Origin of the sequence: Microbulbifer sp. YPW16, from assembly GCF_021290385.1 — a bacterium.
GTDB classification, from domain to species: Bacteria; Pseudomonadota; Gammaproteobacteria; order Pseudomonadales; family Cellvibrionaceae; genus Microbulbifer; species Microbulbifer zhoushanensis.
In genome coordinates this window covers 371,881-396,910 of sequence record NZ_CP089928.1, presented here as the reverse complement: position 1 = coordinate 396,910, position 25,030 = coordinate 371,881, and the positions used below count along the sequence as shown (strand labels likewise).

Here is a 25,030-nt window from a genome sequence, read left to right as displayed (position 1 = left end):
GGGCCCGGCCGGGCCCGCCGTCCGGAACAGTCAGAAATTGGCGACCTGCGGCGGAGCCTTGGCGGTTTTCTCGGTCATGCCAATAAAGTCGGACATGATATATCCGGCCTCGTTGAGGATCGGGTCATCCTCCAGCTTGATTTCTACCGGCCCGCCAATGGCTGCAGTGTTCTCAGACTCGCTTTCCTCGTAAGCCTCGAAGGACTCATAGGGTTCCAGCCCCTTGGCGGAGCGGCGGCGGTTCTCCATTGTCAGGAGACGCTGATTGATATCCTCACGCTCCTGCTTGCGGGCCAGTTCGTTGAGGGAGACAAACTTGCGGTCGGCGCGCTCACTCTCAAAGCTGAACTGCTCTCGCAGGTAGATGAAGTCCGGGTCAGCTGCCGTGCGCTCGTTATGCTTGCTGACCAGGTCCGGCAGCATCTCCTTCAGGTTGAAGTACTTGGCGTGCGGCACGGCGTGGATACGGTCCCAGGGCAGGGCGGTATCGTAGGCACTCTCACCAACGCTCTCCGCATCGATCAGCTGCGGCATGGAAATGTCCGGTGTCACACCAGCATGCTGGGTACTATCGCCGGAGACCCGGTAGAACTTGGATTGGGTGATCTTCAGCTGCCCCTCTTTCAGCGGCGCCATGGTCTGCACAGTGCCCTTACCGAAAGACTGGTTACCCACCACGATACCGCGGTTGTAGTCCTGGATGGCGCCGGCAAAAATTTCTGACGCCGAGGCGGAAAGGCGATTGATCAGGACCATCAGCGGCCCGCGATACATGGCCCGTGAACGGGAGCGGTTGTGGCGGGAGATCTGCTCGTTGGCATGGCGGATCTGCACCACTGGACCCTGGTCGATAAACAGGTCGGTCAGCATAGTGGCTTCCTGCAGGGAGCCGCCGCCGTTGTTCCGCAGGTCCAGGATGATACCGTCGACATTTTCCGCCTTCAGCTCGTCGAGCAGGCGTGCCACGTCACGGGTGGTGCTCTTGTAGTTCGGGTCGCGACGGCGATAGGCCTCGAAGTCGATGTAGAAAGTCGGGAGGTTGATCACGCCAACCTTGTAGTTCTTCTCGCCATCGGAGAATTCGAAGATCGCTTTCTTTGCCGCCTGGTCTTCCAGCTTCACCTTGCTGCGCTTGATCAGGATGGTGCGATGGGAGCCGTCGCCGCCGGTGGGGATGGTCTCCAGGCGCACAAAGGTGCCTGCAGAGCCCCTGATAAGGTCGACGACATCGTCCAGGCGCCAGCCAATCACATCCACCAGTTCGCCTTCCTTGCCCTGGCCCACAGCGACGATCTTGTCGTTGGGCTTGACCTTGCCCGTGCGATCCGCCGGCCCCCCGGCAACCAGGCGCGCTACCTTGGTGTACTCCTCCTCCATCTGCAGGACCGCGCCGATACCTTCGAGCGACAGGGACATGCTCATGTTGAAGTTTTCCAGCGAGCGCGGTGACAGGTAATTACTGTGCGGGTCGTAAAGGCGCGTCAGCGAGTTCATGTAGAGCTCGAACACATCGTCGCTGGTCTGCTGCTTGATACGCTTGAGCTGGCCCTGGTAGCGGCGCACCAGCATTTCCTGGATTTCCTTGTCTTCCTTTTCGGTCAACCGCAGGTTCAGGATGCTGGACTTGAGTCGTTTGCGCCAAAGCTCATCGGCGGCACTGATGGAACCCGGCCATTCGGCCTCCTCGCGGTCCATTACCAGTGACTCATCGCGGGTAAAGTCGAAACTGGGCAGGCCCTTGTCCAGCTGCGACAGAATATTATTCAACCGGTCGGTAACCCTCAGGCGGTAGCGGTTGTAGATCTCAAACCCGGCATTGACCTCACCTGTGCGCAGCTGGTCATCCAGGTCGTCGCGCCATTCACGAAACTCGGCGATATCTGACGCCAGGAAATAACTGCGGGTAGGATCGAGGGCATCGATGTACTCATCCCACAGTTCGGCGGACATCTCATCGCCCACCTTCTGCTTGTTGTAGTGCAGCATTTCCAGCTTGCCCACGATCTCGCGCGCGGTGCCACCCTGGCCGTCCTCGGGCTGCAGGGTGTCCACCTCTGCCGCGTGAAGCGGGGTAGCGGCAGTAAAGGCAAGAATCAGGAGACCGGAGAACAGGGATGTGATCCGATTGGTAAGCATAGGGAGTCTCTTTATACGTCCTACTTCAAGGCGCCGCGCAACCCGGCGGGAACGAACCCGGGGCGTTGGCGACTTATAGCTTAGGACAAGTATAAAGGCTGAAAGCTCCAAAAGGCATGAGTTGCCTCTCATCCGAGGCAGACGGTGTCGTGAAGGGCTTATTTTAGACATTTTGTTGCGTATTTGACCGGTTTGACGCGTGTATATACTCAACTGGCACGATAGTAGATTGCGCTGATCCGAGATTCTGCTCTTTTTTTGCACAGCAGCTGGCCCTGTGACTACTGCCCGGCAACTCGCAATAGCCGGCCCCAGCTCCCAATTTGCCACCCAGTCACCTTCGACGCACTGGTCACCGCCTGGATGTGACCGCTTTTCGGTAACTGGTCCCGAGGTTGCCAGGTGGGGCACTCCTGGAGGACTACTGCGGACCTGGCGGCCACCTCCAAACCCGCACCATTACTTGGCTGTGAGAAGAAGCTACGGTTCCCTTAGCGAATAGGCGGGACCGGGGGTGACCAGCGCAGGGGGACCGGAAAGTCGGGCGATGGGCGTGACGGGACTATGTGAATCTCTTGTATCTCTTGACACACTGATACGGTTGGTGAGATTTTTCTTACGAACCCGACAACGTTTGCGGCAGAAAGTGCTGCAGTGGTCGGGAACGTTGCAAGCAAAAGAACGATGAATACACAGGGCCTGGTCCCCTATAAGTGGGCCGACCTGGTTGACAATAAATTGCGCACAAAACAGGCAGGTATGGCCACAACAAAAAGACCCTTGCTGCTTTCCTTGTGCGGAGGACTCATGTCCCCGCTTGAGTCACGTGTCCCACGTTGTTCTGCCAGCGGCGACCTGCACGGTTTCCCGAATTTGTGGGCCGGTGCCTATGCCATCTGCAGAGCGCGCTAATCCCGCCATGCGCACCGTTATCTCCCCCCTGGCCACGAGAGTCCATTGATGCGTTACACACTGGCACTGTTCGCGATTCTTGCATTCGTCTGGTTGGCCAACTCCGGCCATTACACCGGGCTCCTGCTTTCCTTTGGCCTGGTCTCGGTATTACTGGTTATGGTGATTGCACGGCGCATGGGGTTGATAGACCAGGAGTCGCAGCCCGTGCATCTTTTGTCCCGCCTGCCGCGATACTACTGGTGGCTTTTCACAAAGATTGTGCGTAGCAATATCGACGTGGTGATTAATGTATGGCGCGGGCCTGCATCCATCAGTCCGGTGAGCGCGCGGATCCCCGCACGCTTCCATTCCGATCTGGGGAAGGTGCTTTATGCCAACTCCATTACCCTGACACCGGGTACCGTGGCTGTGGATATCGAGGGCGATGAGGTCCTGGTGCATGCACTGACTGCCGGCGGGTTAGAAGACCTGCGCGGTGGGGAAATGGAACGCGAAGTGAGGGCTCTGGAAAAATAATGCTCGCTGCAACAATTTTAGCTCTGCTGGTGGTTATGGTCCTGGCACTTGTCCGGGCCCTGTTGGGTCCCACCATCTATGACCGTATCCTGGCGGTGAACGTGTTTGGCACCAAAACGGTGGTGTTGATCGCGGTGATCTGCTTCACGTTGGGTAAGCCCGAGTTCCTGGATATTGCCCTGGTTTACGCACTGATCAATTTTGTCAGCGTGGTGGGCGTGCTGCGCTACTTCGAGTTTCGTTCCGGTAGCCGGGACCAAGGGGCTGGCCGGCATGAATATACCCCTGGTGAAGGGGGGGCTGGCTCATGAGCGATTTGCTGGTGGACGGCCTGAGCGGGCTACTGCTGGCGCTGGGCTGCCTGTTTATGGTTTCAGGGGCAGTCGGCCTGTTGCGCTTTCCTGATTTTTATACACGCATGCATGCGGCGGGGGTGACCGATACCCTGGCCACCTTCCTGATTGTCTGTGCGCTGATGCTGCAGGCCGGCTGGAGCCTTGCACTGTTCAAACTGGGCCTGATTCTCCTGTTTATCTTTTTTACCAGTCCCGCTGCCAGCCATGCACTCGCCAAGGCCGCCCAGCACAGCCCACTGCGGCTGGAGCCGGTAGCAGAGCAGGGTGCCGATGAGGCATTCCCTGAACCGGGGCAGGGGACAGAAATCGCGGAACCGGCCCTCGAGGCGGACGCAGCCAATGCCGACCGCGCCTGAACTGGGGTGACCACATGGATTTAGTACTCGATATTGTCCTGCTTAGCCTCTTGCTGACCACAGCGGTGGCTATCGCCTGGACGCGGGATCTCTTCAGTGCCGCAATGCTGGCCGGCATTTACGGATTGTTGTCCGCAAGCTTCTTCATGACGATGGGTGCGGTGGATGTGGCCTTTACCGAGGCTGCGGTGGGTGCGGGTATTTCACCGCTGCTGATCCTGGCCACGCTGGCCCTGTGCGGCCGCAAGCAGCGTTCCGATCGCAAACGCGCCCTGCTGGCGCTGGGCCTGGTGGCCACCGTTGGTGCCCTGCTGGTGGCGGCAACACTGGATATGCCCGCGTTTGGCGACCCCACCGCGCCAGCCCAGACCCACGTGGCACCCCGCTATATCCAGGATTCCATGGCTGAAATCGGCATCCCCAATATCGTGACTTCGGTACTGGCCAGTTATCGCGCCTACGACACCCTCGGTGAAGTGGTGGTGATCTTTACTGCCGGCCTGGGTGTGTTGAGCCTGTTGCTGGGAATGCGGGGGGCGCGCGAGACGGGGACGGCCCTCCAGGCTATACCGCGCCAGCACCTGGTGTTGCGTATGGCAGCAAAGGTACTGATTCCGCCGATACTGGTATATGCGCTCTACGTGCAGTTTCACGGTGAGTACGGCCCCGGCGGCGGCTTCCAGGCCGGGGTGATCTTCGCTGTTGGTTTTATCCTCTACGCCCTGGTGTTTGGCCTCGACGCAGTTCGCCGTGTGGCCGGGAATGGCCTGGTGCAATTCCTCGCCGCCCTGGGAGTACTGATTTACGGTTCAGTAGGCCTGCTGGGCATGGCAACCGGTAAAAACTTCCTCGATTACAGTGCGCTTGCCGGAGACCCGGTAAGCGGGCAGCACATAGGTATTATCGTCATCGAGTTGGGGGTCGGCATTACTGTGGCCGCTGTGATGATGCTGGTGTTCTATCTGTTCTCGGAGCAGCTACAGGATCGCAACGATGCGCCGGAGCAGTTAAGCCCGGGGAGGGCCGGATAAGGTGTTAATAACATCGCTGTACAACTACTGGATTGTTATCGCGCTGATGATGATTGGCCTGTACATGGTTGTGGCACAGGGCAACCTGATCAAGAAAATCATTGGCCTGAATATCTTCCAGACTTCTGTTTTCATCTTTTATATCAGTGTGGGCAAAGTGGATGGCGGTGCGGCGCCGATCCTGATAGAGGGGGAAAATGTCTACTCCAACCCACTGCCCCACGTATTGATCCTCACTGCAATTGTGGTCGGCATCGCCACCACTTCGCTGGCCCTGGCCCTGGTGATCCGGATCATGCGGGCCTATGGCTCGGTAGAGGAGCGTGAGATCCAGGCAGAGGAAGAAAAGCGTGAGATCCAGGCAGAACAGGAGAAGCGTGAGATGCAGGCGGAGGAAGTGCAGTGCTGAGCCACTTACCGATTTTACAGGTTATCCTGCCGCTGGTAGCCGCACCCTCGTGCATGCTGATCCGGCGCTCCAGCCTGGTCTGGTTCTTTTCCCTGCTGGTCAGTGCTGGCGCACTGGTTGTCAGTGTCCTGCTGCTACAGCAGGTGATCGACTCCGGGCCCATTAGCTACCGTCTGGGGGGCTGGGAGGCGCCCTGGGGGATTGAATACCGGATCGACCTGCTCAACGCCTGGGTGCTGCTGGTGGTCACCGGCCTGGGCACTGCAGTAATTGCCGCGGCGCGGCAGAGTGTGCAGCGCGAAATGGATGACCTGCGGCAGACACTGTTTTATACCCTCTACCTGCTGTGTTTTGCCGGGCTGCTGGGTATCGTCGCTACCGGTGACGTATTCAATGTATTTGTATTCCTGGAAATCTCTTCCCTCGCCACCTATGCACTGATTGCACTGGGGCGGGACCGGCGTTCATTGTGGGCCGCATTCCAGTACCTGATCATGGGGACCATCGGGGCGACGTTTATCCTCATTGGTATCGGCTTCCTGTACATGATGACCGGTACCCTCAATATGGCCGACCTGGCGTTGCGCCTCCCCGAGCTCGGTAGCTCCAGTACAGTACTCGCTGCCTTCGCCTTTATTGTTGTCGGCGTGTGCCTGAAGCTGGCACTGTTCCCGCTCCATATGTGGTTGCCCAACGCCTACGCGTTTGCACCGTCCATCGTTACCGCCTTTCTCGCAGCGACAGCCACCAAGGTGGCCCTGTACTTGCTGGTGCGTTTTATCGTCACCGTATTCGGTATCGACTTCTCACTCACCAGCCTGCCATTACAGTCCCTGTTTATCGGCCTGGGCCTGGTGGGTGTGTTTGTGGCCTCGGTTGTCGCCATTTACCAGGTAGACATCAAGCGGATGCTGGCCTATTCCAGTGTTGCCCAGATCGGCTACATGGTGGTGGGTATCGGTATCAGCAGTGTCGTCGCCATGCAGGCAACACTGTTGCACCTGTTCAACCATGCATTGATGAAGGGTGGCCTGTTCCTGGCACTGGCAGGCCTGGTCTATCGCCTGGGCAGCAGCCGGATCGATGCCTTCAACGGTCTCGGGCGCACCATGCCCTGGACCATGGCGGCCATCGTGATCGGCGGGATCAGCCTGATCGGCATGCCGCTCACCGTGGGGTTTGTCAGCAAGTGGTACCTGATTACTGCCGCTATCGAGAGCGATATGTGGTTGGTGGCACTGCTGGTGGTGCTCGGCTCGCTGATCGCTGCAATCTATGTCTGGCGCCTGGTAGAGGCGGGATACTTCCGTCAGGCACCCGCGGGCGGGGACGTGACTGTTGGCGAAGCCCCGCTGTCCCTGTTGGTGCCTACGTGGATCCTTATCGGCGCGAACATCTACTTTGGTATCGATACGCGCCTGCCGGTTGAAGTCACCGGTGCCGTGGCGCAGTACCTGCTGGGAGGTATCCAATAATGTCTGCTGTAGGCCTCCTGCAACTCAGCCTCCTGATTCCCCTGCTGGCAGCGGCCGGTATCGCGCTCACGGGCAAGCACCAGAACCTGCGTGAGAGCGTATCGCTGGTCGCCGGCACCCTGCTGTTTGCCTCGGTCTGCAACCTTTACCCGGTGATCATGGCGGGGCAGGCGGTAGAGCTGTTGTGGCTTGAGGTGCTCCCGGGACTGGCGCTGGCATTCCGGGTTGAGCCCCTGGGGCTGCTGTTTGCCATGGTCGCCAGTGGCCTGTGGATCGTCACCACGCTCTACGCCATTGGCTATATGCGGGGGCACGGCGAGCAGAACCAGACCCGCTTCTTTGCATTTTTTGCGATTTCCATCGCTGCGGTGATGGGCATCGCCTTTGCCGAGAACCTGTTCACCCTGTTCGTTTTCTACGAGATCCTGACGCTGTGTACCTATCCGCTGGTCACCCATGCCGGTACCGACAAGGCGCGGGAGGGTGGTCGCGTTTACCTGGGCATCTTGCTGGGCACCTCGGTGGCTTTCTTCCTGGTGGCAATCATCGCCACCTGGTTGCTGGCCGGGACACTGTCTTTCCAGCGCGGGGGCGTATTCAGCGGGGATACCCCGGCAGGCCTGTTGTCGTTATTGCTTGTCCTTTATGTATTCGGTGTGGGCAAGGCGGCGATCATGCCGTTTCATCGCTGGCTGCCGGCTGCCATGGTGGCGCCAACTCCGGTAAGTGCTCTCCTGCACGCGGTTGCGGTGGTAAAGGCGGGTGTCTTTGTGCTGCTCAAGGTGTGCCTGCTGATTTTTGGCCTTGAGACCCTGCGTGAGATTCCCGCCACCCAGTGGCTGCTCTACCTGGCGGGCGCATCAATCCTGCTGGCCGCCATTGTGGCAATGCGGCAGGAAAACCTGAAGAAGCGTCTCGCGTACTCCACCGTGAGCCAGCTTGGCTATATCACCCTGGGCGCACTACTGGCGACCAGCGCCGGGATGACCGGCAGTGCGATGCACATCGTGATGCACGCCTTTGGCAAGATCACCCTGTTTTTCTGTGCGGGTGCCATCCTGGTGGCTGCCCACAAAACCGAGGTGGGGCAGTTGCGCGGCCTGGGCCGGCAGATGCCAATTACCATGGGCGCCTTCCTGGTCGCCAGCCTCTGTATTATCGGTATTCCGCCAACCGGCGGCACCTGGAGCAAGTGGTACCTGTTACTGGGTACCCTGGAGGCAGGCGAGCTGTGGCTGATGGGGCTGCTGATGGTGAGTTCGCTGCTCAGTATCGCCTACCTGTTACCGATCCCGTTGCGGGCATTTTTCTCCGATGCGTTACCGGCCGATACCGGCGACGCCAGTGTCGCCGTACGCGAGGCCCCGTGGCCGTCGTTGCTGGCGCTGGGGATTACAGCCACGGGCTGTGTCCTGCTATTGATTTACCCCGACATTATCTATCAGCTGATCAAGGCCGGAATCTGACCCGATGAGCACTGGTGACAAGCAAGACTTTTTCGACAAGCCGGAGAATATCCAGCGGATCCTGCGCACCTTCTACGCGATCTGCGCGCTGCTGGTGCTCGCGGATTTCGTGGTCCACCGGCATACAGAACACGGCTGGGAAGGGCTACCCGGATTCTACCCGCTGTATGGATTCGTTGGTTGTGTGATCCTGGTGATCATTGCCAAGTGGATGCGCAAGTTCCTGATGCGCCCGGAAGACTATTACGACCGGCTGGAGCTCGGCGGTGATACGGCTACCGGGGCCAATGGTGCGACCGGTACGGAATCACGGTCGCAGGAGGAAGGGATGAGTGGAGGTCAGGAACATGTTTGAGGTGGCACCTTTCATTCCGTTTTTCGTCGCCGCATTGCTGGCACTGGTCCTGCGTGGCTGGCCGCGCGCGCTGGTAATGATCGCTGTACCCTTGCTGGGACTGGCCAACCTGTGGATGCTGGGCGCTGGCAGTTTCGGGGCCTATTCGGTGCTCGAATTTGACCTGTTGCTTTTCCGTGCAGACAAGCTGAGCCTGTTATTCGGCTACCTGTTCCATGTGGCGGCATTGATTGCGATCATTTACGCACTGCATGTGCGCGACACCCTGCAGCAGGTGGCCAGCCTGCTCTATGCCGGTAGTGCCCTGGGCGCAGTATTTGCGGGGGACCTGCTGACCCTGTTTATTTTCTGGGAGCTGCTCGCGGTCACTTCCGTATTCCTGGTCTGGGCGCGCCGCAATGGCCGCGCGTATATGGCCGGCCTGCGGTACTTCACGCTGCATATTCTCTCGGGCCTGCTGTTGCTAGGCGGGATTATCTTCTACGGCCAGGCCCACAGCTCTCTCGCTTTCGGGCAGATCGGGCTGGGCGACAACGCCTACAGCTGGATGATCTTCCTGGCCTTCGGTATCAAGTGTGCCTTCCCTTTCTTCCACAACTGGCTCACCGATGCTTACCCGGAATCCACCCCGACCGGCACTGTGTTCCTGAGTGCATTCACCACCAAGGCGGCGGTATATGCACTGGCGCGGGCCTATCCGGGCACAGAGTTGCTGGTCTACATCGGTGCGACCATGGCCTGTTTCCCGATCTTTTATGCCGTGATCGAGAATGACCTGCGCCGGGTGCTGGCCTACAGCCTGATCAACCAGCTGGGCTTTATGGTGGTGGGTATTGGTATCGGTACTTCACTGGCCATCAATGGCGCTGTGGCCCATGCGTTTAACGATGTGATCTTCAAGGGGCTGCTGTTCATGTCCATGGGGGCAGTCCTGCACGTCACCGGCCGCATCAATGGTTCGGAGTTGGGCGGCCTGTACAAGACCATGCCCAAGACCACCATCCTGTGCATCGTCGGTGCGGCCTCGATTTCCGCCTTCCCGCTGTTCAGCGGCTTTGTCAGCAAGTCGATGGTGATGAGTGCGGCGATCAAGAATGGTTATGACTGGGTGTGGCTGATCCTGCTGTTTGCGTCCGCGGGTGTCTTCCACCATGCCGGCATCAAGATCCCGTACTTCGCCTTCTTTGCCCACGACTCGGGTATCAGGGCGAAGGAGCCGCCTGCCAATATGCTGGTGGCAATGACAATTGCGGCGTCCCTGTGCCTGGCCATCGGTATTTACCCGCAAGCGCTCTACAGCCTGTTGCCCCATGAGATGGCGTATACACCTTACGACGTCACCCATGTGCTGACCCAGCTGCAGCTGCTGTTCTTCTCTGCGCTGGCGTTTGTATGGCTGAACCTGCGCCGCCTGTACCCGCCGGAATTGCCGTCGGTCAACCTGGACGTTGAATGGCTGTACCGCCGGTTGTTCCCGCAGGCAATACGCGGCTTTGTGACCGCCGCCTTCCGCCTCGACAATCGCGTCCGCCGCGCGGCCATTGGTGGCGTGGGGGCCCTGATGGATTCGGTCGCCAGCCACCACAGGCCGGCGGGCGTGCTGGCACGGAGCTGGCTGACCGGGAGTATGGTCGCGGGGGTGGTGTTGCTGTTGGGCGTCTACCTGTTACTGGGCTTCGCCCTGTAAGTCGGTTGCAGACGGGGAGGGGCATCGCGCTTGTGTGCCATGCGCCCCCCAATACTCAGGCGGGTATACTGCGGCGCAGGGTAGGGGAGTGCTGCAGCATTTCGATCATGGCATCCAGGTAGCGCTCGCCAATACAGGCCAGGTCCCGGTCGCGGGGCTGGAGCAGCCAGTCGCCCAGGGTGCCAACCAGCGAACTGTGCAGCAGTGGAGCTGCCAGGTCGATATCCAGGTCGCCGGGCAGCTGGCCCCGGTCAACCGCCCAGCTGATCAGCTGGCGGACCCGTTCCTGTCCCTCCTCGGTGCAGTCGAGCATGCGCTGGCGGATCTCGCCGCTCTCTGTGACCAGCTCACAACGATGGAAGATGATATCCAGGATCAGCTGCCAGTCCCGGTTGCACGCGACTTCCTGGAACAGCCACAGCCAGCGGGTCCGCAGGACTCCCAGCGGGTTCTCCGGTGGCTCGCAGCCGCCTTCCTCGCACAGCTTTTCACCCGGTAACTGGACCCGCTCGGCCAGGGCATTGAAGACATCGGCCTTGTTGCGGAAGTGCCCGTATACCGCACCGCGTGTGACGCCCGCGAGCTCTGCCACCTCGGTCAGTGACGGACGCGCCAGGCCCTGCTGGTGAAATACTGTGATGGCCGCATCCAGGATGCGTTCCCTTGTCTCCAGCGCGTCTTCTTTCCGCTTATTGGCCAACTTTCTGTCCTCTGGTGGCAACCGTTTATCTATTCGCCCGCGGGATTGGTCCACATACGGGGTAGGATGGCCGGCGCTACCGGTCCATCCGGGCGCGAAGTTTAATTCATATTCATGCATGAATGAATACTTGCTGCACATCTCGGCGAAGCGATAGAATGCGCGGCATTGTTAACCATTCATAACTGTCAAAGCGAACTGACCATCCGGTCCGCTGGCAGCATTTGGACCATCGGGTCACTGGAGAGGTGTAGATGCGGAAACGGAATCTGTTGGCCGGCCTGATGGCCGCGTTGTCACTGCTGACGGCATGTAGCCAGGACCAGGGCGGACGGCCGCAAATGGCGCCGGAGGTGGCGGTGGTGACCCTGGAGCCCGAGTCAGTAACCCTGACCCGTGAGTTACCGGGCCGTACCAATCCGTATAAAGTCGCCGAGGTTCGCCCACGGGTGAACGGCCTGGTGGAACAGCAGCTGTTCCGCGAGGGCGGGATTGTCGAGGCCGACCAGCCGCTTTACCAGCTTGACGATGCCACTTACCGTGCCGACTACGACAGCGCCCGGGCCAACCTGCAGAGCGCCCGGGCCGAGCTTGAGGTGGCGCGGCTGCGCGCCGACCGTGTCGCCAACCTGGTGAAAACCGGCGCGGTGAGCAAGCAGGATAACGACAGTGCCCGCGCGGACCTCAAGAAGGCCGAGGCCGCGGTTGCCAATGCCCTGGCGTCGGTCAAGCGCAGTCGTATCCCGGTGGACTATGCCCGCATCAGTGCCCCGATCGGTGGCCGGATCGGCAAATCATCAGTGACCCAGGGTGCCCTGGTGACAGCGAACCAGGCACAGGCACTGGCGACTATCCAGCAACTCGACCCGATATACGTCGACCTTAACCAGTCCACCAGCGAGCTGCTGCAACTGCGCCGTGCCCTGGAGGCCGGTAAAGTGGAAGACACCACAGATCTCCCGGTGACGATCCTGCTTGATGACGGATCTACCTACGAGCACAAGGGCAAGCTGGAATTTGCCGAGGCCACCGTGGACCCCACCACCGGCAGTGTCCTGCTGCGGGTCGTGGTTCCCAATCCCGAGCACATGCTGCTGCCCGGCATGTACGTCCGTGCCGTGGTTGGCCGCGGCGTGCGCGATAATGCGATCCTGGTACCGCAGCAGGGCGTCACTCGCGACCCCAGGGGCAACACCAATGCCATGGTCGTGAACACAGATAACAAGGTTGAAATGCGCCCGTTGACTGTCAGCCAGACCGTTGGCAGCCACTGGCTGGTTGAGGACGGCCTGCAGGCGGGTGACCGGGTTATCGTCGAGGGACTGCAGAAAGTCCGCCCGGGCGTTGAGGTCACCACCGTGTCCGCTGAACCTGAACAGCCTGCCCCTGCGGCGGAAAGCGCTGCTGCAGCTGATTCCTGAGGGGGCGTACCATGGCATCTTTCTTTATTGACCGTCCCATCTTTGCCTGGGTGATCGCGATCGTCGTGATGCTCGGTGGCGGGCTCGCGGTCAGCAAGCTCGCTGTAGAGCGTTACCCGGATATCGCGCCCCCCACGGTATCCATCAGTGCCAGCTACCCCGGTGCATCTGCCAGGGTGGTGGAGGAATCGGTGACACAGGTTATCGAGCAGGGCATGACCGGGCTCGATGGGCTGCTGTATATGTCCGCCACCAGCGAATCCAATGGCCGGGTGAATATCTCGCTGACTTTCGCCAATGGCACAGACCCCGATATTGCCCAGGTACAGGTGCAGAATAAACTGCAACTGGCCCTGCCGCTGTTACCGGAAGCGGTGCAGCGACAGGGGGTGAATGTTGGCAAGGGCCGCAGCGGCTTCCTGATGGTCGTGGGTTTCGTATCCGAGGACGGCCGCATGGACCGTGCGGATATCGCCGACTATATCAATGCCAATATTGTCGACGCTATCAGCCGGGTGCCCGGCGTGGGCGGTGTGCAGGTATTCGGTTCCCAGTACGCCATGCGTATCTGGCTGGATCCGAACAAGCTGGAAACCTACAAGCTGGTCCCCAGTGATGTGATCGCGGCGGTACAGGCGCAGAACCAGCAGGTGGCGGTGGGCAGCCTGGGTGGAACCCCGGCCATCGATGGCCAGCAGCTCAATGCCAATGTGGTATCCCAGGGCCGGCTGGAGACTCCTGAACAGTTCCGCGACATTGTGATCCGCTCCAATCCCGATGGCTCGGTGCTCAAGCTGGGGGACATCGCGCGGGTCGAGATCGGTGCGGAGAATTACGATTTCATCAGCCGTTTCAACCGCCAGCCGGCCACCGGCCTGGCAGTGAACCTGGCCACTGGCGCCAATGCACTGGAGACGGCCGACGGTGTGCGGGCGAAGCTCAAGGAGCTGGAGCCCTATTTCCCCACCGGGATCCGGACCGTGGTGCCATTCGACTCGACACCGTTTGTCGAGGTATCCATCAAGGGCGTGATCAAGACGCTGATCGAGGCGGTGATCCTGGTATTCCTGGTGATGTACCTGTTCCTGCAGAACATCCGCGCCACGATTATTCCCACTATTGCCGTGCCGGTCGTACTACTGGGCACTTTCGGTGTGCTGGCGGCGATGGGCTTCTCCATCAATATGCTCACCATGTTTGCCATGGTACTGGCCATCGGCCTGCTGGTGGACGACGCCATTGTGGTGGTGGAAAACGTAGAGCGGGTGATGAGCGAAGAGGGCCTTTCGCCCCGAGAGGCCACTCGCAAGTCGATGAAGCAGATCACCGGGGCGCTGGTGGGTATCGGCGTGGTGCTCTCGGCGGTATTCGTGCCCATGGCATTTATGGAAGGCGCCACCGGGGTAATTTACCGGCAATTCTCGGCCACCATCGTCGCGGCCATGGCACTGTCGGTGCTGGTGGCCATCGTGCTGACACCGGCCCTCTGCGCCACCATGCTCAAGCCAATTGCGAAAGGCGAGGGGCATGCGAAGAAGGGCTTCTTCGGCTGGTTCAACCGCAATTTTGAACGCGGAACAGCCGGCTACCAGCGTGGTGTACGCGAGATCGTGGCGCGGGGCGGCCGTTTTATGCTGCTGTTTGCCGGCCTCGCCGCTGTGATGCTGGTGCTCTTCCTGCGCCTGCCCAGTTCCTTCCTTCCCGAAGAGGACCAGGGTGTGCTGTTTTCCATGATCAATGCTCCGGTGGGCGCCACCCAGCAGCGCACCATGGAGTCGATCAAGAAAGTAGAGGACTATTACCTCGAGAACGAGCAGGACACCGTTAAATCTGTATTCAGCGTGCAGGGCTTCAGCTTTGCGGGTAGCGGCCAGAACAACGGTATTGCCTTCATCAATATGCACGACTGGGAAGAGCGCGAGGAGCCTGGCCAGGACGCGGGTTCGGTAGCCATGCGGGCCATGGGCGCGCTGATGCAGATCAAGGACGCCATGGCCTTCGCGTTCTCCCCCCCGGCACTGCCGGGCCTGGGTACCTCCGGCGGCTTTGACTTCTACCTGAAGGACAATGCCAACCTGGGGCACGAGGCGCTCACGCAAGCGCGCGACCAGCTTCTGGGTGCGGCGGCACAGAGCCCGCTGCTGGCAAATGTGCGTCCCAATGGCCAGAACGATACACCCCAGTTCCGCCTGAACATTGATACCGAGAAGGCAGCTGCACTCGGTCTCTCGATCAACGAGATCAATACCACCATCGGCACCGCCTGGGGCGGCCGTTATATCGATGACTTTATTGACCGTGGCCGGGTCAAGAAGGTCTACGTGCAGTCTGATGCGCCGTATCGAATGGTGCCGGAGGATTTCCAGAAGTGGTCCGTGCGTAACCGGGACGGCGAAATGGTGCCGCTGTCGACCTTTGCCAGCTTCGAGTGGGAGTACGGCTCCCCGCGCCTTGAGCGCTACAACGGCGTTCCGGCGATGCAGATCAACGGCTCTGCCGCACCGGGTGTCAGCTCCGGTGAGGCCATGGCGGAGATGGAGCGACTGGTCAGCGAGTTGCCGGGCGGCGTCGGCCTGGAATGGACCGGCCTGTCTTACCAGGAGCGCCAGGCGGGGGCACAGACACCGCTGCTGTATACGCTGTCGTTGCTGATCGTATTCCTGTGCCTGGCGGCTCTCTACGAGAGCTGGACGGTGCCCACTGCGGTACTGCTGGTCGCACCGCTGGGCATCCTCGGGGCCGTGCTCGCGAACACGCTGCGCGGCATGGAGCGGGATATCTACTTCCAGGTGGCCATGCTCACCACCGTGGGCCTGACCAGCAAGAACGCCATCCTGATCGTGGAATTCGCCAAGCAGAACCTGGAAGAGGGCATGGAGCTGGTGCAGGCCACCATGCGCGCAGTGCGCGATCGCCTGCGCCCGATCCTGATGACCTCGCTGGCCTTTGGCCTGGGTGTACTGCCGCTGGCCATTGCCTCCGGTGCCGGTTCCGGTGCCCAGCAGGCTATCGGTACCGGGGTGCTGGGCGGCATGCTGGTTGGGACATCGCTGGGGATTTTCTTTATCCCGCTGTTCTTCGTTATCGTACAGCGGCTGTTTGGTCGCTCACGCAATACGGAAGAGTCCGCAAGTGAACCAGTGGCGCCCGCCAGGGGAGACCTGCGTGAAAGTGCGACGGCAGATGTGACCTGACCGGGCGAATATGACCTGACAACAGGCGCATCCCGCCTGATTGGAAACGCCGGCATTCGCCGGCGTTTTTTTTTGTGCGTTAGAATGCGCAGCAAATAATCGCAACAGGAGACCGGGATGCGCAGGGCGGCACTCGTGACGGCGTTACTTTTGAGCGGGGACGCTTTTGCCAGCGACCAGGCCGTGGAGCAAGTTCGTGGCCAGCTGGAAACCGTGGTGGTCACCGGCAGCCCGCTGCACAGCAGTCGGGCTGACTACGCCGGCAGCATGGCGGTGCTGGGTGCCGATGCGCTGGCACTGGTGAACCACAGCCATATCCAGCAGAGCCTGGCACGGGTTCCCGGGGCAAACCTGAGCCGCGGTAACGGGCAGGAATACCTGCCGGCACTCCGTTCACCGGTACTGACTGGCGCCGGTGCCTGCGGCAGCGTGCTGGCCATGCAGGACGGCATCCCACTGTTTCCCGCCGGCTTCTGTAATGTGAATGAACTGTTTGCGGCACACAGTGAGCAGGCAGAGCGTATCGAGGTAGTGCGTGGACCGGCGGGCACCTTACATGGGGCGGGCGCCATGCACGGGGTGATTAATGTACTGGGCCCGTCGTACCAATCCGGGGACACCGGAGCCATGAGCCTGGAAGCCGGGCCCAACGACCGCTGGAAATTCTCCAGCCGTGTCCCCACTGCTACCGGGACTGAGTCGGGCCTGCTTACCGCCATCTCCCTGGCCAGTGACGGCGGTTACCGGGCCAGTTCCGGTTATGACCAGCAGAAGCTGACCGTGGTGCACCGCAGGGGGCAGTCCAGTTCCGAGACCCGCTTCAATGCCACCAACCTGGAGCAGGAGACCGCCGGTTATGTGGTGGGGGAGGAAGCCTACCGGGACGTCACGCTGCGGCGCTCAAACCCAAACCCCGAGGCCTTTCGCAATGTGCGCACCGCACGCCTGTCGCACAGCATGGCAACCGAGTGGGGCGACGGCTATTCCCTGCAGGTCACGCCGTACGCCCGCTACGGGGACATGCAGTTCCTGCAGCACTTCCTGCCCGGACAGCCCCTCGAAGAAACAGCCCATCGCAGCGCCGGTGTACGGACCAGCCTTATACTGCCAGTCAGTGATTCGCTCCGCGTCGCAACGGGCCTCGATGGGGAATATACCCGGGCCTCCCTGCGCCAGTCTCAGTCCGGCATTGCCACAGGATCCGAATTCCTGGCGGAAACCGTGCCACCGGGTCGGCATTACGATTATCGAGTCAATGCGTTGTTACTGTCGCCCTATGCACTGGCATCCCTGCGGCTGACGGAACAACTGGTCCTGGAGGCGGGGCTGCGGCTGGAAAGCCTGTCCTATGACTATGACAACCACATGCTGGCCGGCCGATCCCGCGAGGATGGCAGCAGCTGTGGTTTTGGCGGCTGCCGCTATAGCCGTCCCGCCGATCGTCGCGATGGCTTTGAAAACTGGTCACCGCAGCTGGGGTTGGTATACGACTGGACGCCTGCCCATCAAGTGTTCGCAAACCTGGCCCACGGTTTTCGTGCCCCCCAGGCGACGGAGCTCTACCGCCTGCAGCGGGAGCAGGAAGTGGCTGACCTGGACTCCGTGGAGATTCGCAGCGTCGAACTTGGGCTGCGGGGTGGGGGAGGTCGCATCGACTACGAGTTGGTCGGCTATGCCATGGAGAAGCACAATGTGATCTTTCGCGATGCCGACTTCTTTAACCGGTCCGGCGGGACCACTAGCCATCAGGGCCTGGAGCTGGCACTGGGTTACCAGCTGGCACCGAACTGGTTGGTGGATGTGTCAGCGAGCTATGCGGAGCACCGCTTCGACGATGAGCGACTGCTAGAGGGAATCGCCCTGGATGGCAGGCTGCTGGACTCCGCGCCGCGCAGTTTTGGTTCGGCCCGGCTCCAATGGCAGCCGGATGCCGCCACGCAGGTGGAACTCGAATGGTTGCACCAGGGGCGCTACTACACAGATCCACTCAACCAGCACAGCTACCCGGGCCATGACCTGCTGCACGCGCGCGCCACCCGGCAGCTGGGCGAGGGCTGGTCAGTAGGCCTGCGGTTACTCAACCTGCTGGATGAGGAATACGCGGAGCGTGCGGATTTCAGTAACTTCAGTGGCGACCGGTACTTCCCCGGGGAATCACGGTCTCTCTATGCCGAGTTAGCATTGCAGCTGTGACAGCCGGATACTATCGAGGACCCGGATAATGGCAGTGGCGATTGACTGTAATAAATCAGCGCCCGGCACGACTCTTGTTCCAGCATAGGCGGAAACCGTCACCAGCGATCGATAAGAGTCACCCGATGCCGCGTATTCTCGTTATCATCCTGCTCTTGAGCCAGTTTACCCTGGCCCGGGCCACTGTTCCGGATCACCACATCTGGTCGAACCTGTTGCAGGATCATGTAATCCTGGCTGATGGCGGTCACTCCTCTACCGTGGATTACAGGGGAATGCAGGCAGACCGGCAACAGTTGGTCCGTTACCTGGCACAACTGGCCGAGGTGGACCGGAATACCTTTGATGGCTGGGAAGAGGCTGACCAACTGGCTTTCCTCATCAACGCTTATAATGCCGCGACCATCCAGCTGGTGCTGGCAGAATACCCGGGCCTTGATTCCATCCGTGATATCGGCTGGCTTCCGGGTGCACCCTGGCGCCGGGAGTTCGTCGCCCTGTTCGGCCGCAGGTATTCTCTGGACGAGATTGAGCACGGCATGATCCGCCGGGATTTCAATGAGCCCCGCATCCATTTCGCCGTCAATTGTGCGAGTGTCGGTTGCCCGATGCTGCGCGAGGAGGCCTATACCGGGGAGCGGCTGGAACAGCAACTGGAGCAGCAGGCTCGCCGGTTCCTGTCGGATCGCTCGCGCAACCGCGCCACTCCAGGGGGGCTGAGGCTGTCACCGATATTCGAGTGGTATCGCGACGACTTCAGTCGAGGCTGGCGCGGCCACAGTAGTCTTGGCGAGTTCCTGCTGGATTACCGCGAGGCACTGGGCCTGAGTGCCGCACAGGCTGCGGCCCTGCGGGCCAATGAAATGGATATCATCTATCTCGAATACGACTGGCGCCTGAACGATAACAACCGCCGGTGACACACAAGACAACCAGACAGAATTCTGGATAACCAACAGAGGCCAGGAATGACCGACATTACCTTCCGCAAAAAACCCATCGCGCTCTCCGTGTTGCTGCTTGCCGCCGCCCCGGCCATCGCCCAGGAGGGAGAGCCGGAACTGGTGGAGGTAGTAGGCAGCCAGGATGACCCGGCCCGTGCGGGAATTGCGGACAATACCGTCAGCGATGCCTTCGGTTCCGGCCTTACCAGCGAGGATATCGCGCGCTCGGTCACCCCTATCGACGCGTGGCTGCTGGAGGCGGTGGCGGTGGAGGACCTGCGCGATCTCCAGCGCGTCACGCCGAATACCTACGGCGCAACCGGTTTTGGTGCGCCCAGCCTGCCAACACTGCGGGGCCAGCTGGGTGAGGTCTTTGAAGCCGGCATGCGTCGGCAGGTGGGTAACAACGGCCTGGGAATTCCCCTCTCATTCAATGCCGTAGGCCAGGTGGACGTGGTGCGCGGCACACCCTCTGTGATCCTCGGAAGCACCCAGCGCACCGGTGGTTTCGTCAACCTGCAACCCAAGCGTCCGGACCTAAATGATTCCGGCGGCACTGTACAGGTTCGCGGCGGCGAATGGGATCGCTACCGCAGCCAGCTGGATTACTCCCAGGTACTGGAGCAGGACCGCTCGGCGGTACGGGCCAGTTATGAGCACCGCGACGAGGGCAGCTTCTACGATTACGCCGGGATGGACAGTGACAACCTGTTCCTCGCTTATCGCCTCAGGCCCGACAGCAGCAGTGAGTGGAATGTATCGCTGGAATACTACGACGTCGAGTGGACCGACAACGCCGGTATCAACCGCCCCACGCAGCAGCTGATCGATGACGGCCTCTACGTCCAGGGACAGGGCGTGCGGCCCGATGGCTCCACTGTTCCCGGCGCCGGCGCAATCGTAAGTCCCGCCGGCCTGGTGGAGATAGACCGCAGTACCGTGCTCACCGATCCGCTGGATATCAATGGCGCCGAGACCCTGTTACTGCATTCCGTCTATCAACGTGAACTGGGAGACGGGCTGGCCTTGATTAACCGTACCTATTATGAGCACCTGGAACGGGAGGAGATAGCGCAGAACAGTTTTGTCGAGATTATCGACGGGGCAGATACCCTGGAGAACCGGACAGAACTCCACTTCGGTGATACGGTCGCCGGTATCGGCCTGCGCTACAACGATGTGCTGGGCTACAGCCAGTTCACCACCGAGGCGGACCTGCCCATCGACCTCACCGGGCCACTGGAAAACCGCCGCATCCCGCTGACCGATGCGCAGAAGGCCCGGCTGGTGGAGCTGCGGCCCGGTGTGTTCGTGTCACCCGGCGGCCAGTACGACCTCGACGGAGGCGGGGCGGGCGACTTCAACCTGTCCGACACCACCGATTCCAGCAGCCTGCAGACCGGCCTGTTTGTGCAGCATCGCCAGGATCTTACCGAACGGCTCTGGATCACAGCCGGGCTGCGCGGCGACTACTACGATGTGGAGGCGCGGGACCCGCTGGCCCCGGCAGGAGTGCAGCGTGCCAGTGACGATTACAGCGACTGGCTGAAGTCCGGCAGCGCCAGCCTTCACTACCGCCCCCTGGAAGCCTTCACCGGCTATGCCACGCTTGCCTACCAGGAGTCCACGTCCAACAGCCTGGGGGGCGGCAATGTATTGTCCGGTAACAACACCATCAGTCCACTGAACTTTGCCACTGAAAACACGCTGTATGAGGTGGGCCTGAAGTACCAGCCCGATGGGAGCCCCTGGTATGCCGATGCGGCATTGTTCGACCAGACCCGCAGCCTGCGCAACCGCGACGGCAGTAACTCGGGGATTCGCACGCAGGGACTCGAGATGCAGCTCTTCTACCGGGGCGAGAAACTCTGGGCCAGTGCCGGCGCCAGCTACCTGGAGGCAAATTTTGACAATTCCGCTGCATTCCAGGACTCGCAGCAGGTGCTGGATGCCTTCGACGATTCACGCCCGGATATTGTGGCGGGAACCGGGCTGGGGGCGCCCAACTTTGCCGGCTTCGCCCCAGCAGATGCCCGCCTGCAGGGCCTGCCGGAATGGACAGCATCCGCAGCTGCGGGCTACCGGTTAAACGAGGCATGGTCTCTCGGCGGCTCCGCGGTATTTTCCGGTAGCTACCCGCTGGATTACCTGCAGACCGTGGAGATACCTGCGCAGTTCACCCTCAACGCCAATATCGAGTACCGCTTTAACCAGCAGAACACTGCCGTGCGGCTGGATATTTTCAACCTGACTGACGAGGAGAACTGGGCTCCGGTATTCGAGGGGGGCTATTTCGGTTCCACGCTGGTATTCCCGGAATTACCCCGGCATATCGATCTGGCGTTAACGCACCGCTTCTGAGGCGTCAGGACCTTTCCTGCAGCGCACTCCAGCTGGTGTAGGGATCCGGGCCGTGGTCGAGCGGGATATGGATCATCCTGAGGGTACGCTGCCCGGCGGGCCGCGCCAGCTCGGCATAAATATCTGCGGTCGAGAGACCGTGGGCCTCGCCGTCCTCCTGGGACAGGGCGTAATAGGCGCGCTTCACCCCGCACAGGTACATGGCCGCCAGGCACATGGGGCAGGGATGTCCACTTGCGTACATCACCGTGCCGTCCAGCCGTGGGTCACCCGCAGCGGTGGTGGCCGCACGGATCGCCTCTAATTCCGCGTGTGCGGTAGGGTCGCTGTTTTCGTGGATGGTATTCACGCCCTCGGCAATCACCCGCCCGTCGTGGACGAGCACAGCGCCAAATGGCCGCCCGCCCGACTCCCTTACATTGGCGTCTGCCAGGGCCACGGCCCGCTCGAGGTATTGCCGGTGGTGCTTTTCTGCTGAGTTGTTGTCGGGATCTGATCGCATGCCGGCTGCCTCCTGCCATTCCCAAAGCCTAGTGGAACTGGCGGTGAGTAGTGGGGGCCGGGAATATAGAGCGCGAATCAGTGAGGGGGAGTCGCGGCGGTTGCGAGGTGGGGCCGGCGGTGCCCGATCAGGCCCCGCCGGTCGTCGTTAATGGTATCAGGCCGCGAGTTCAGTAATACGCTCGCGCGCCGCATTCAGAGCCTCATCCCTTGAGTCATCCCCCATGGCCAGGCCCTCGGCGTGGACGAACTCCACGTCCTCAATACCTATAAAGCCCAGGAACTGACGAAGATAGGCTGTCTGCGCGTGATCCTGACCGTAAACGCCACCGCGGGTAATAAACACCACCGCTTTCTTGCCTTTCAGCAGGCCCTCCGGTCCGTTGGCGGTATAGCGGAAGGTGATACCGGCCCGGGCGATATGGTCGAAATAGGCGCTCAGGGTCGAGGGCACGCTGAAGTTGTACATAGGTACGCCCAGCACCAGTATATCGGCCTCCTGCACTTCACCGATCAGCTGGTCCGAATAAGCAGCTACGTCGCTCTGGGCGTCATTGCGCTCTTCGGGTGCGGTGGTGAAAGCGCCGAAGCGCGCCTGGTCCAGGTGGGGCACCGGCTCATCGGCCAGGTTGCGCTCTGTAACGGTAGCGCCGGAGTGCTCCTGCAGCCACTTGTCGGCATAGGCGTCCACCAGCTGGGAAGACTGGCCATCATTGTTGAACAGGCTGGCTTTGATTTTCAGTAAACGGGTCATTGCTTGTACCTCCATCGGAGTGCTGCGTTTGATGGAGGCATTTAAACACTCAGGAATTCGACAGAAAATCGCAAAATTCAGGTAGAAGACACCTACTTTTTAGAATGAACCCCGAGCCTGCCGGTGGCCGCTGGCTTGCAGGGATCAGGCCTCGCCAGACTCCCCGGTCGCCAGCTGGTTCTGGGGCCCGCTGTACCAGAAGTTATAAAGGTCCTCGGTCACATTCTGCTCGATATCGTGCGCCTCTTCCCGGGGGCAGAACAGGGTGATGGTGACAACATCATGGCCGAACTCGTTGGTGGTAAAACTGATCTTGGGGTCCGTCCCCACCAGCTCGACGCCAGTGCGATGCTCGATCATCTGGCAGTAGCGGGCCGCCACCTCGTGGAAGGCCTCGCTGTGCTCGCGGATGCGCTCCAGCAGGAATTCCTTGGCGGCAAAAGGGTTGCCTCCCTTGTTCTCGCGCACGATCGAGAACGAGTGCTCGATATACCGGCGCATAAAATTGAGGTTCTTCACTGGCTTGGTGAAAAACACGTTGTTGGGGATATACAGGGTGATACCCGTATAGCCACTGCCCAGCCCGTGGGGATCGATCTCCAGCAAGGTCGTGCTCAGCCAGTCGCTGTCGATGACCTCACCAAACTGGTCACCAACCTTGACCCAGTCGCCCACCTGGAACGATCGCATGCTGGCCTGGTAAATCTTGCCCACCAGGCTCTGCACCACCTCCCGCAGGGCGATGACGATCGCCACGGAGAAGGCGGCGATGGACAGGGCAAATTCCCGCAACTCCGATACCCAGACCGCAACCAGCCCGAGGACGATCAGGAGATTACTGAGATTATGGACAGTGTTGATGCGGCGACGGCGATCCTGTTTTGCCCAGCGTTTCTGGCGGGCAAATACAAAACCCAGCAGGAACCGCAGCATCAGGATTGCGACAATAACGAGTATTGACAGCAATAATTTGTTTTCTAGCAGTTGCTGTAGCATTGATACCCCATCTTCACTACAGGTTGGTCATCTCTGGTGAGCGGGCATATTAATGCTTTGCATGCCACAAGGACAGACGACGATGACTCTAAAAAGGATAGACTCTGGCTTTCAGGGACTATCGATCCTTTCGAACCTTGAGTTCGATAGATTGCGAAGCAGATGCGGCTCCGTCCCCGCATAATGCATATGTCCCGGGCAGCCGGGGAACGGAATCAAATAACCAGGATTCATCGACAGCAGCAGAGCAGGGGAACAACCGTGAGCAATCTGACCAGGACCGCGGAGCAGGAGTGCGATTTCGTTGTGGGTTGCGGCGCCATCGCCGAAATTATCGAGCCAAAATCGCGGGAGCTCGGTGGTTTTTCCGTACGGCGCGCACTGCCCAGCCGCGAACAGCAAATGGTGGGGCCGTGGATTTTCTTTGACCATATGGGCCCGGCTGACTTTGCTGCGGGGCAGGGAATCAATGTCAGGCCGCACCCGCATATCGGTATCTGTACCGTCACCTACCTGTTCGAGGGGGAGATCCTGCACCGGGATTCCCTGGGCAGCCTGCAACCGATCAGGCCCGGGGACATCAACCTGATGGTCGCCGGCAGTGGCATTGTCCACTCGGAGCGGGAGCGCGACGAAGTGCGCAGCCTGTCCCACCGCCTGCACGGGCTGCAACTCTGGCTGGCCCTGCCCAAGGGACAGGAGGAGATTGCCCCCGAGTTCCATCATTACCCGTCACAGAAGATCCCCGCCATTACCGTGGACGATGTGCCGGTCCGCGTGATCATGGGCAGCGCCTATGGTGTCGAATCCCCGGTAAAGACCTATGCGGAAACCCTTTATGTCGAGGCACACCTGCAGGCCGGCCAGCGGATCACCCTGCCGGATGTCGAGGAAAGGGCCGTCTATGTGGCCGCCGGAAAGCTCAATGCGCGCGATATGGAGATACCGGAATTCAGCATGGCGGTCTTCCGCCAGGAGTCCGGCGTGGAACTCGTGGCTGCCGAGGAGAGTCGCATTGCGATCATCGGTGGCGAGCCATTCGACCGGCGCCATATTGTCTGGAACTTTGTATCCAGCAGGGCTGAACGGATCGACCAGGCTGTGAATGACTGGAAACAGGGCAATTTCGCCAGGGTCCCCGGTGATGAGGAAGAGTACATACCCTTCCCGGATAAGTAGCCACCCGGGCGCACGGTACGCCCGCAGCCACCCACGGGGCTGATAGCAATTTAACGAAAGCTGCCCCCGGAATAAGCTGGCGACT

At 60.5% G+C, this 25,030-nt stretch carries 20 protein-coding genes; 15 read left to right on the top strand and 5 right to left on the bottom strand.

The genetic code is table 11. From position 1 onward, the window contains the following. Nucleotides 1-30: 30 nt before the first annotated feature. The gene (locus LVE68_RS01715) at nucleotides 31-2,136 is read right to left on the bottom strand and encodes a carboxy terminal-processing peptidase (RefSeq protein ID WP_232942582.1); all 2,106 of its coding nucleotides are present in this window, start codon (nucleotides 2,134-2,136) and stop codon (nucleotides 31-33) included. A 960-nt stretch (nucleotides 2,137-3,096) separates the two neighbouring features. Here LVE68_RS01715 and LVE68_RS01710 point away from each other — a divergent pair. From LVE68_RS01710 to LVE68_RS01670, 9 genes are read left to right on the top strand one after another with little or no spacing between them, the layout of a single operon-like run. Then, nucleotides 3,097-3,567 carry a Na+/H+ antiporter subunit E gene (locus LVE68_RS01710; RefSeq protein WP_233006750.1) on the top strand — a complete coding sequence of 157 codons (471 nt, stop codon included), beginning with the start codon at nucleotides 3,097-3,099 and terminating at the stop codon, nucleotides 3,565-3,567. Next, the gene (locus tag LVE68_RS01705; RefSeq protein ID WP_232942580.1) at nucleotides 3,567-3,878 is read left to right on the top strand and encodes a monovalent cation/H+ antiporter complex subunit F; all 312 of its coding nucleotides are present in this window, start codon (nucleotides 3,567-3,569) and stop codon (nucleotides 3,876-3,878) included. Before LVE68_RS01710 ends, LVE68_RS01705 begins: the two co-directional genes overlap by 1 nt. Then, nucleotides 3,875-4,279, top strand: a complete 405-nt coding sequence (gene mnhG / locus LVE68_RS01700) for a monovalent cation/H(+) antiporter subunit G (RefSeq protein ID WP_232942578.1) — start codon at nucleotides 3,875-3,877, stop codon at nucleotides 4,277-4,279. The genes LVE68_RS01705 and mnhG overlap by 4 nt, the downstream gene beginning before the upstream one ends. A 14-nt stretch (nucleotides 4,280-4,293) precedes the next feature. Further along, a complete protein-coding gene (locus LVE68_RS01695) occupies nucleotides 4,294-5,310 on the top strand; it encodes a DUF4040 domain-containing protein (RefSeq protein WP_232942576.1) in 1,017 nt (338 codons plus the stop codon). Between the two features lies 1 nt (nucleotide 5,311). Continuing rightward, nucleotides 5,312-5,719 (top strand): cation:proton antiporter subunit C, encoded by a 408-nt coding sequence (locus LVE68_RS01690; protein ID WP_232942574.1) that lies wholly within the window; start codon nucleotides 5,312-5,314, stop codon nucleotides 5,717-5,719. Continuing rightward, nucleotides 5,713-7,194 carry a monovalent cation/H+ antiporter subunit D family protein gene (locus tag LVE68_RS01685; protein WP_232942572.1) on the top strand — a complete coding sequence of 494 codons (1,482 nt, stop codon included), beginning with the start codon at nucleotides 5,713-5,715 and terminating at the stop codon, nucleotides 7,192-7,194. The genes LVE68_RS01690 and LVE68_RS01685 overlap by 7 nt, the downstream gene beginning before the upstream one ends. Further along, nucleotides 7,194-8,660 carry a proton-conducting transporter transmembrane domain-containing protein gene (locus LVE68_RS01680; protein ID WP_232942570.1) on the top strand — a complete coding sequence of 489 codons (1,467 nt, stop codon included), beginning with the start codon at nucleotides 7,194-7,196 and terminating at the stop codon, nucleotides 8,658-8,660. Before LVE68_RS01685 ends, LVE68_RS01680 begins: the two co-directional genes overlap by 1 nt. Before the next feature lie 4 nt (nucleotides 8,661-8,664). Next, nucleotides 8,665-9,015 (top strand): hypothetical protein, encoded by a 351-nt coding sequence (locus LVE68_RS01675; RefSeq protein ID WP_232942568.1) that lies wholly within the window; start codon nucleotides 8,665-8,667, stop codon nucleotides 9,013-9,015. After that, nucleotides 9,008-10,702 (top strand): Na(+)/H(+) antiporter subunit D, encoded by a 1,695-nt coding sequence (locus LVE68_RS01670; RefSeq protein WP_232942566.1) that lies wholly within the window; start codon nucleotides 9,008-9,010, stop codon nucleotides 10,700-10,702. Before LVE68_RS01675 ends, LVE68_RS01670 begins: the two co-directional genes overlap by 8 nt. Before the next feature lie 55 nt (nucleotides 10,703-10,757). On the opposite strand, the gene LVE68_RS01665 is transcribed toward LVE68_RS01670, so the two are convergent. Further along, nucleotides 10,758-11,402 (bottom strand): TetR family transcriptional regulator, encoded by a 645-nt coding sequence (locus tag LVE68_RS01665; RefSeq protein ID WP_232942564.1) that lies wholly within the window; start codon nucleotides 11,400-11,402, stop codon nucleotides 10,758-10,760. A gap of 254 nt (nucleotides 11,403-11,656) precedes the next feature. Here LVE68_RS01665 and LVE68_RS01660 point away from each other — a divergent pair, with 254 nt between their 5' ends. The 5 genes from LVE68_RS01660 to LVE68_RS01640 all read left to right on the top strand — a co-directional run bounded on the left by LVE68_RS01660 (nucleotide 11,657) and on the right by LVE68_RS01640 (nucleotide 21,515). Beyond that, nucleotides 11,657-12,823 carry an efflux RND transporter periplasmic adaptor subunit gene (locus LVE68_RS01660; RefSeq protein WP_305080393.1) on the top strand — a complete coding sequence of 389 codons (1,167 nt, stop codon included), beginning with the start codon at nucleotides 11,657-11,659 and terminating at the stop codon, nucleotides 12,821-12,823. Nucleotides 12,824-12,834: 11 nt separating this feature from the next. Continuing rightward, nucleotides 12,835-16,017 (top strand): efflux RND transporter permease subunit, encoded by a 3,183-nt coding sequence (locus LVE68_RS01655; RefSeq protein ID WP_232942562.1) that lies wholly within the window; start codon nucleotides 12,835-12,837, stop codon nucleotides 16,015-16,017. Nucleotides 16,018-16,134: 117 nt separating this feature from the next. Then, the gene (locus tag LVE68_RS01650) at nucleotides 16,135-18,210 is read left to right on the top strand and encodes a TonB-dependent receptor (RefSeq protein WP_232942560.1); all 2,076 of its coding nucleotides are present in this window, start codon (nucleotides 16,135-16,137) and stop codon (nucleotides 18,208-18,210) included. 125 nt (nucleotides 18,211-18,335) lie between these two features. Further along, nucleotides 18,336-19,130, top strand: coding sequence for a DUF547 domain-containing protein (locus tag LVE68_RS01645; RefSeq protein WP_232942558.1), 795 nt, complete (start codon nucleotides 18,336-18,338; stop codon nucleotides 19,128-19,130). Between the two features lie 48 nt (nucleotides 19,131-19,178). Next, the gene (locus tag LVE68_RS01640; protein WP_232942556.1) at nucleotides 19,179-21,515 is read left to right on the top strand and encodes a TonB-dependent receptor; all 2,337 of its coding nucleotides are present in this window, start codon (nucleotides 19,179-19,181) and stop codon (nucleotides 21,513-21,515) included. A 4-nt stretch (nucleotides 21,516-21,519) separates the two neighbouring features. On the opposite strand, the gene LVE68_RS01635 is transcribed toward LVE68_RS01640, so the two are convergent. The 3 genes from LVE68_RS01635 to LVE68_RS01625 form a co-directional block, all read right to left on the bottom strand. After that, entirely contained in the window at nucleotides 21,520-22,017 is a 498-nt protein-coding gene (locus LVE68_RS01635; protein ID WP_232942554.1) for a nucleoside deaminase, read from the bottom strand. A 156-nt stretch (nucleotides 22,018-22,173) separates the two neighbouring features. Further along, nucleotides 22,174-22,770 carry an FMN-dependent NADH-azoreductase gene (locus LVE68_RS01630; protein ID WP_232942551.1) on the bottom strand — a complete coding sequence of 199 codons (597 nt, stop codon included), beginning with the start codon at nucleotides 22,768-22,770 and terminating at the stop codon, nucleotides 22,174-22,176. 144 nt (nucleotides 22,771-22,914) lie between these two features. Next, nucleotides 22,915-23,766 carry a mechanosensitive ion channel family protein gene (locus LVE68_RS01625; protein ID WP_232942549.1) on the bottom strand — a complete coding sequence of 284 codons (852 nt, stop codon included), beginning with the start codon at nucleotides 23,764-23,766 and terminating at the stop codon, nucleotides 22,915-22,917. 261 nt (nucleotides 23,767-24,027) lie between these two features. Between LVE68_RS01625 and LVE68_RS01620 the strand changes: the two genes are divergently transcribed. After that, a complete protein-coding gene (locus LVE68_RS01620; protein WP_232942547.1) occupies nucleotides 24,028-24,945 on the top strand; it encodes a pirin family protein in 918 nt (305 codons plus the stop codon). Nucleotides 24,946-25,030: the final 85 nt, after the last annotated feature.

What these genes read in the sequence shown, in the direction of transcription:
- LVE68_RS01695 (WP_232942576.1), top strand. Translation starts at nt 4,294, where the DNA reads ATGGATTTAGTACTCGATATTGTCCTGCTTAGCCTCTTGCTGACCACA.
- LVE68_RS01635 (WP_232942554.1), bottom strand. Translation starts at nt 22,017, where the DNA reads ATGCGATCAGATCCCGACAACAACTCAGCAGAAAAGCACCACCGGCAA.
- LVE68_RS01670 (WP_232942566.1), top strand. Translation starts at nt 9,008, where the DNA reads ATGTTTGAGGTGGCACCTTTCATTCCGTTTTTCGTCGCCGCATTGCTG.
- LVE68_RS01650 (WP_232942560.1), top strand. Translation starts at nt 16,135, where the DNA reads ATGCGCAGGGCGGCACTCGTGACGGCGTTACTTTTGAGCGGGGACGCT.
- LVE68_RS01655 (WP_232942562.1), top strand. Translation starts at nt 12,835, where the DNA reads ATGGCATCTTTCTTTATTGACCGTCCCATCTTTGCCTGGGTGATCGCG.
- LVE68_RS01675 (WP_232942568.1), top strand. Translation starts at nt 8,665, where the DNA reads ATGAGCACTGGTGACAAGCAAGACTTTTTCGACAAGCCGGAGAATATC.
- LVE68_RS01645 (WP_232942558.1), top strand. Translation starts at nt 18,336, where the DNA reads ATGCCGCGTATTCTCGTTATCATCCTGCTCTTGAGCCAGTTTACCCTG.
- LVE68_RS01625 (WP_232942549.1), bottom strand. Translation starts at nt 23,766, where the DNA reads ATGCTACAGCAACTGCTAGAAAACAAATTATTGCTGTCAATACTCGTT.
- LVE68_RS01705 (WP_232942580.1), top strand. Translation starts at nt 3,567, where the DNA reads ATGCTCGCTGCAACAATTTTAGCTCTGCTGGTGGTTATGGTCCTGGCA.
- LVE68_RS01710 (WP_233006750.1), top strand. Translation starts at nt 3,097, where the DNA reads ATGCGTTACACACTGGCACTGTTCGCGATTCTTGCATTCGTCTGGTTG.
- mnhG (WP_232942578.1), top strand. Translation starts at nt 3,875, where the DNA reads ATGAGCGATTTGCTGGTGGACGGCCTGAGCGGGCTACTGCTGGCGCTG.
- LVE68_RS01630 (WP_232942551.1), bottom strand. Translation starts at nt 22,770, where the DNA reads ATGACCCGTTTACTGAAAATCAAAGCCAGCCTGTTCAACAATGATGGC.
- LVE68_RS01640 (WP_232942556.1), top strand. Translation starts at nt 19,179, where the DNA reads ATGACCGACATTACCTTCCGCAAAAAACCCATCGCGCTCTCCGTGTTG.
- LVE68_RS01715 (WP_232942582.1), bottom strand. Translation starts at nt 2,136, where the DNA reads ATGCTTACCAATCGGATCACATCCCTGTTCTCCGGTCTCCTGATTCTT.
- LVE68_RS01660 (WP_305080393.1), top strand. Translation starts at nt 11,657, where the DNA reads ATGCGGAAACGGAATCTGTTGGCCGGCCTGATGGCCGCGTTGTCACTG.
- LVE68_RS01680 (WP_232942570.1), top strand. Translation starts at nt 7,194, where the DNA reads ATGTCTGCTGTAGGCCTCCTGCAACTCAGCCTCCTGATTCCCCTGCTG.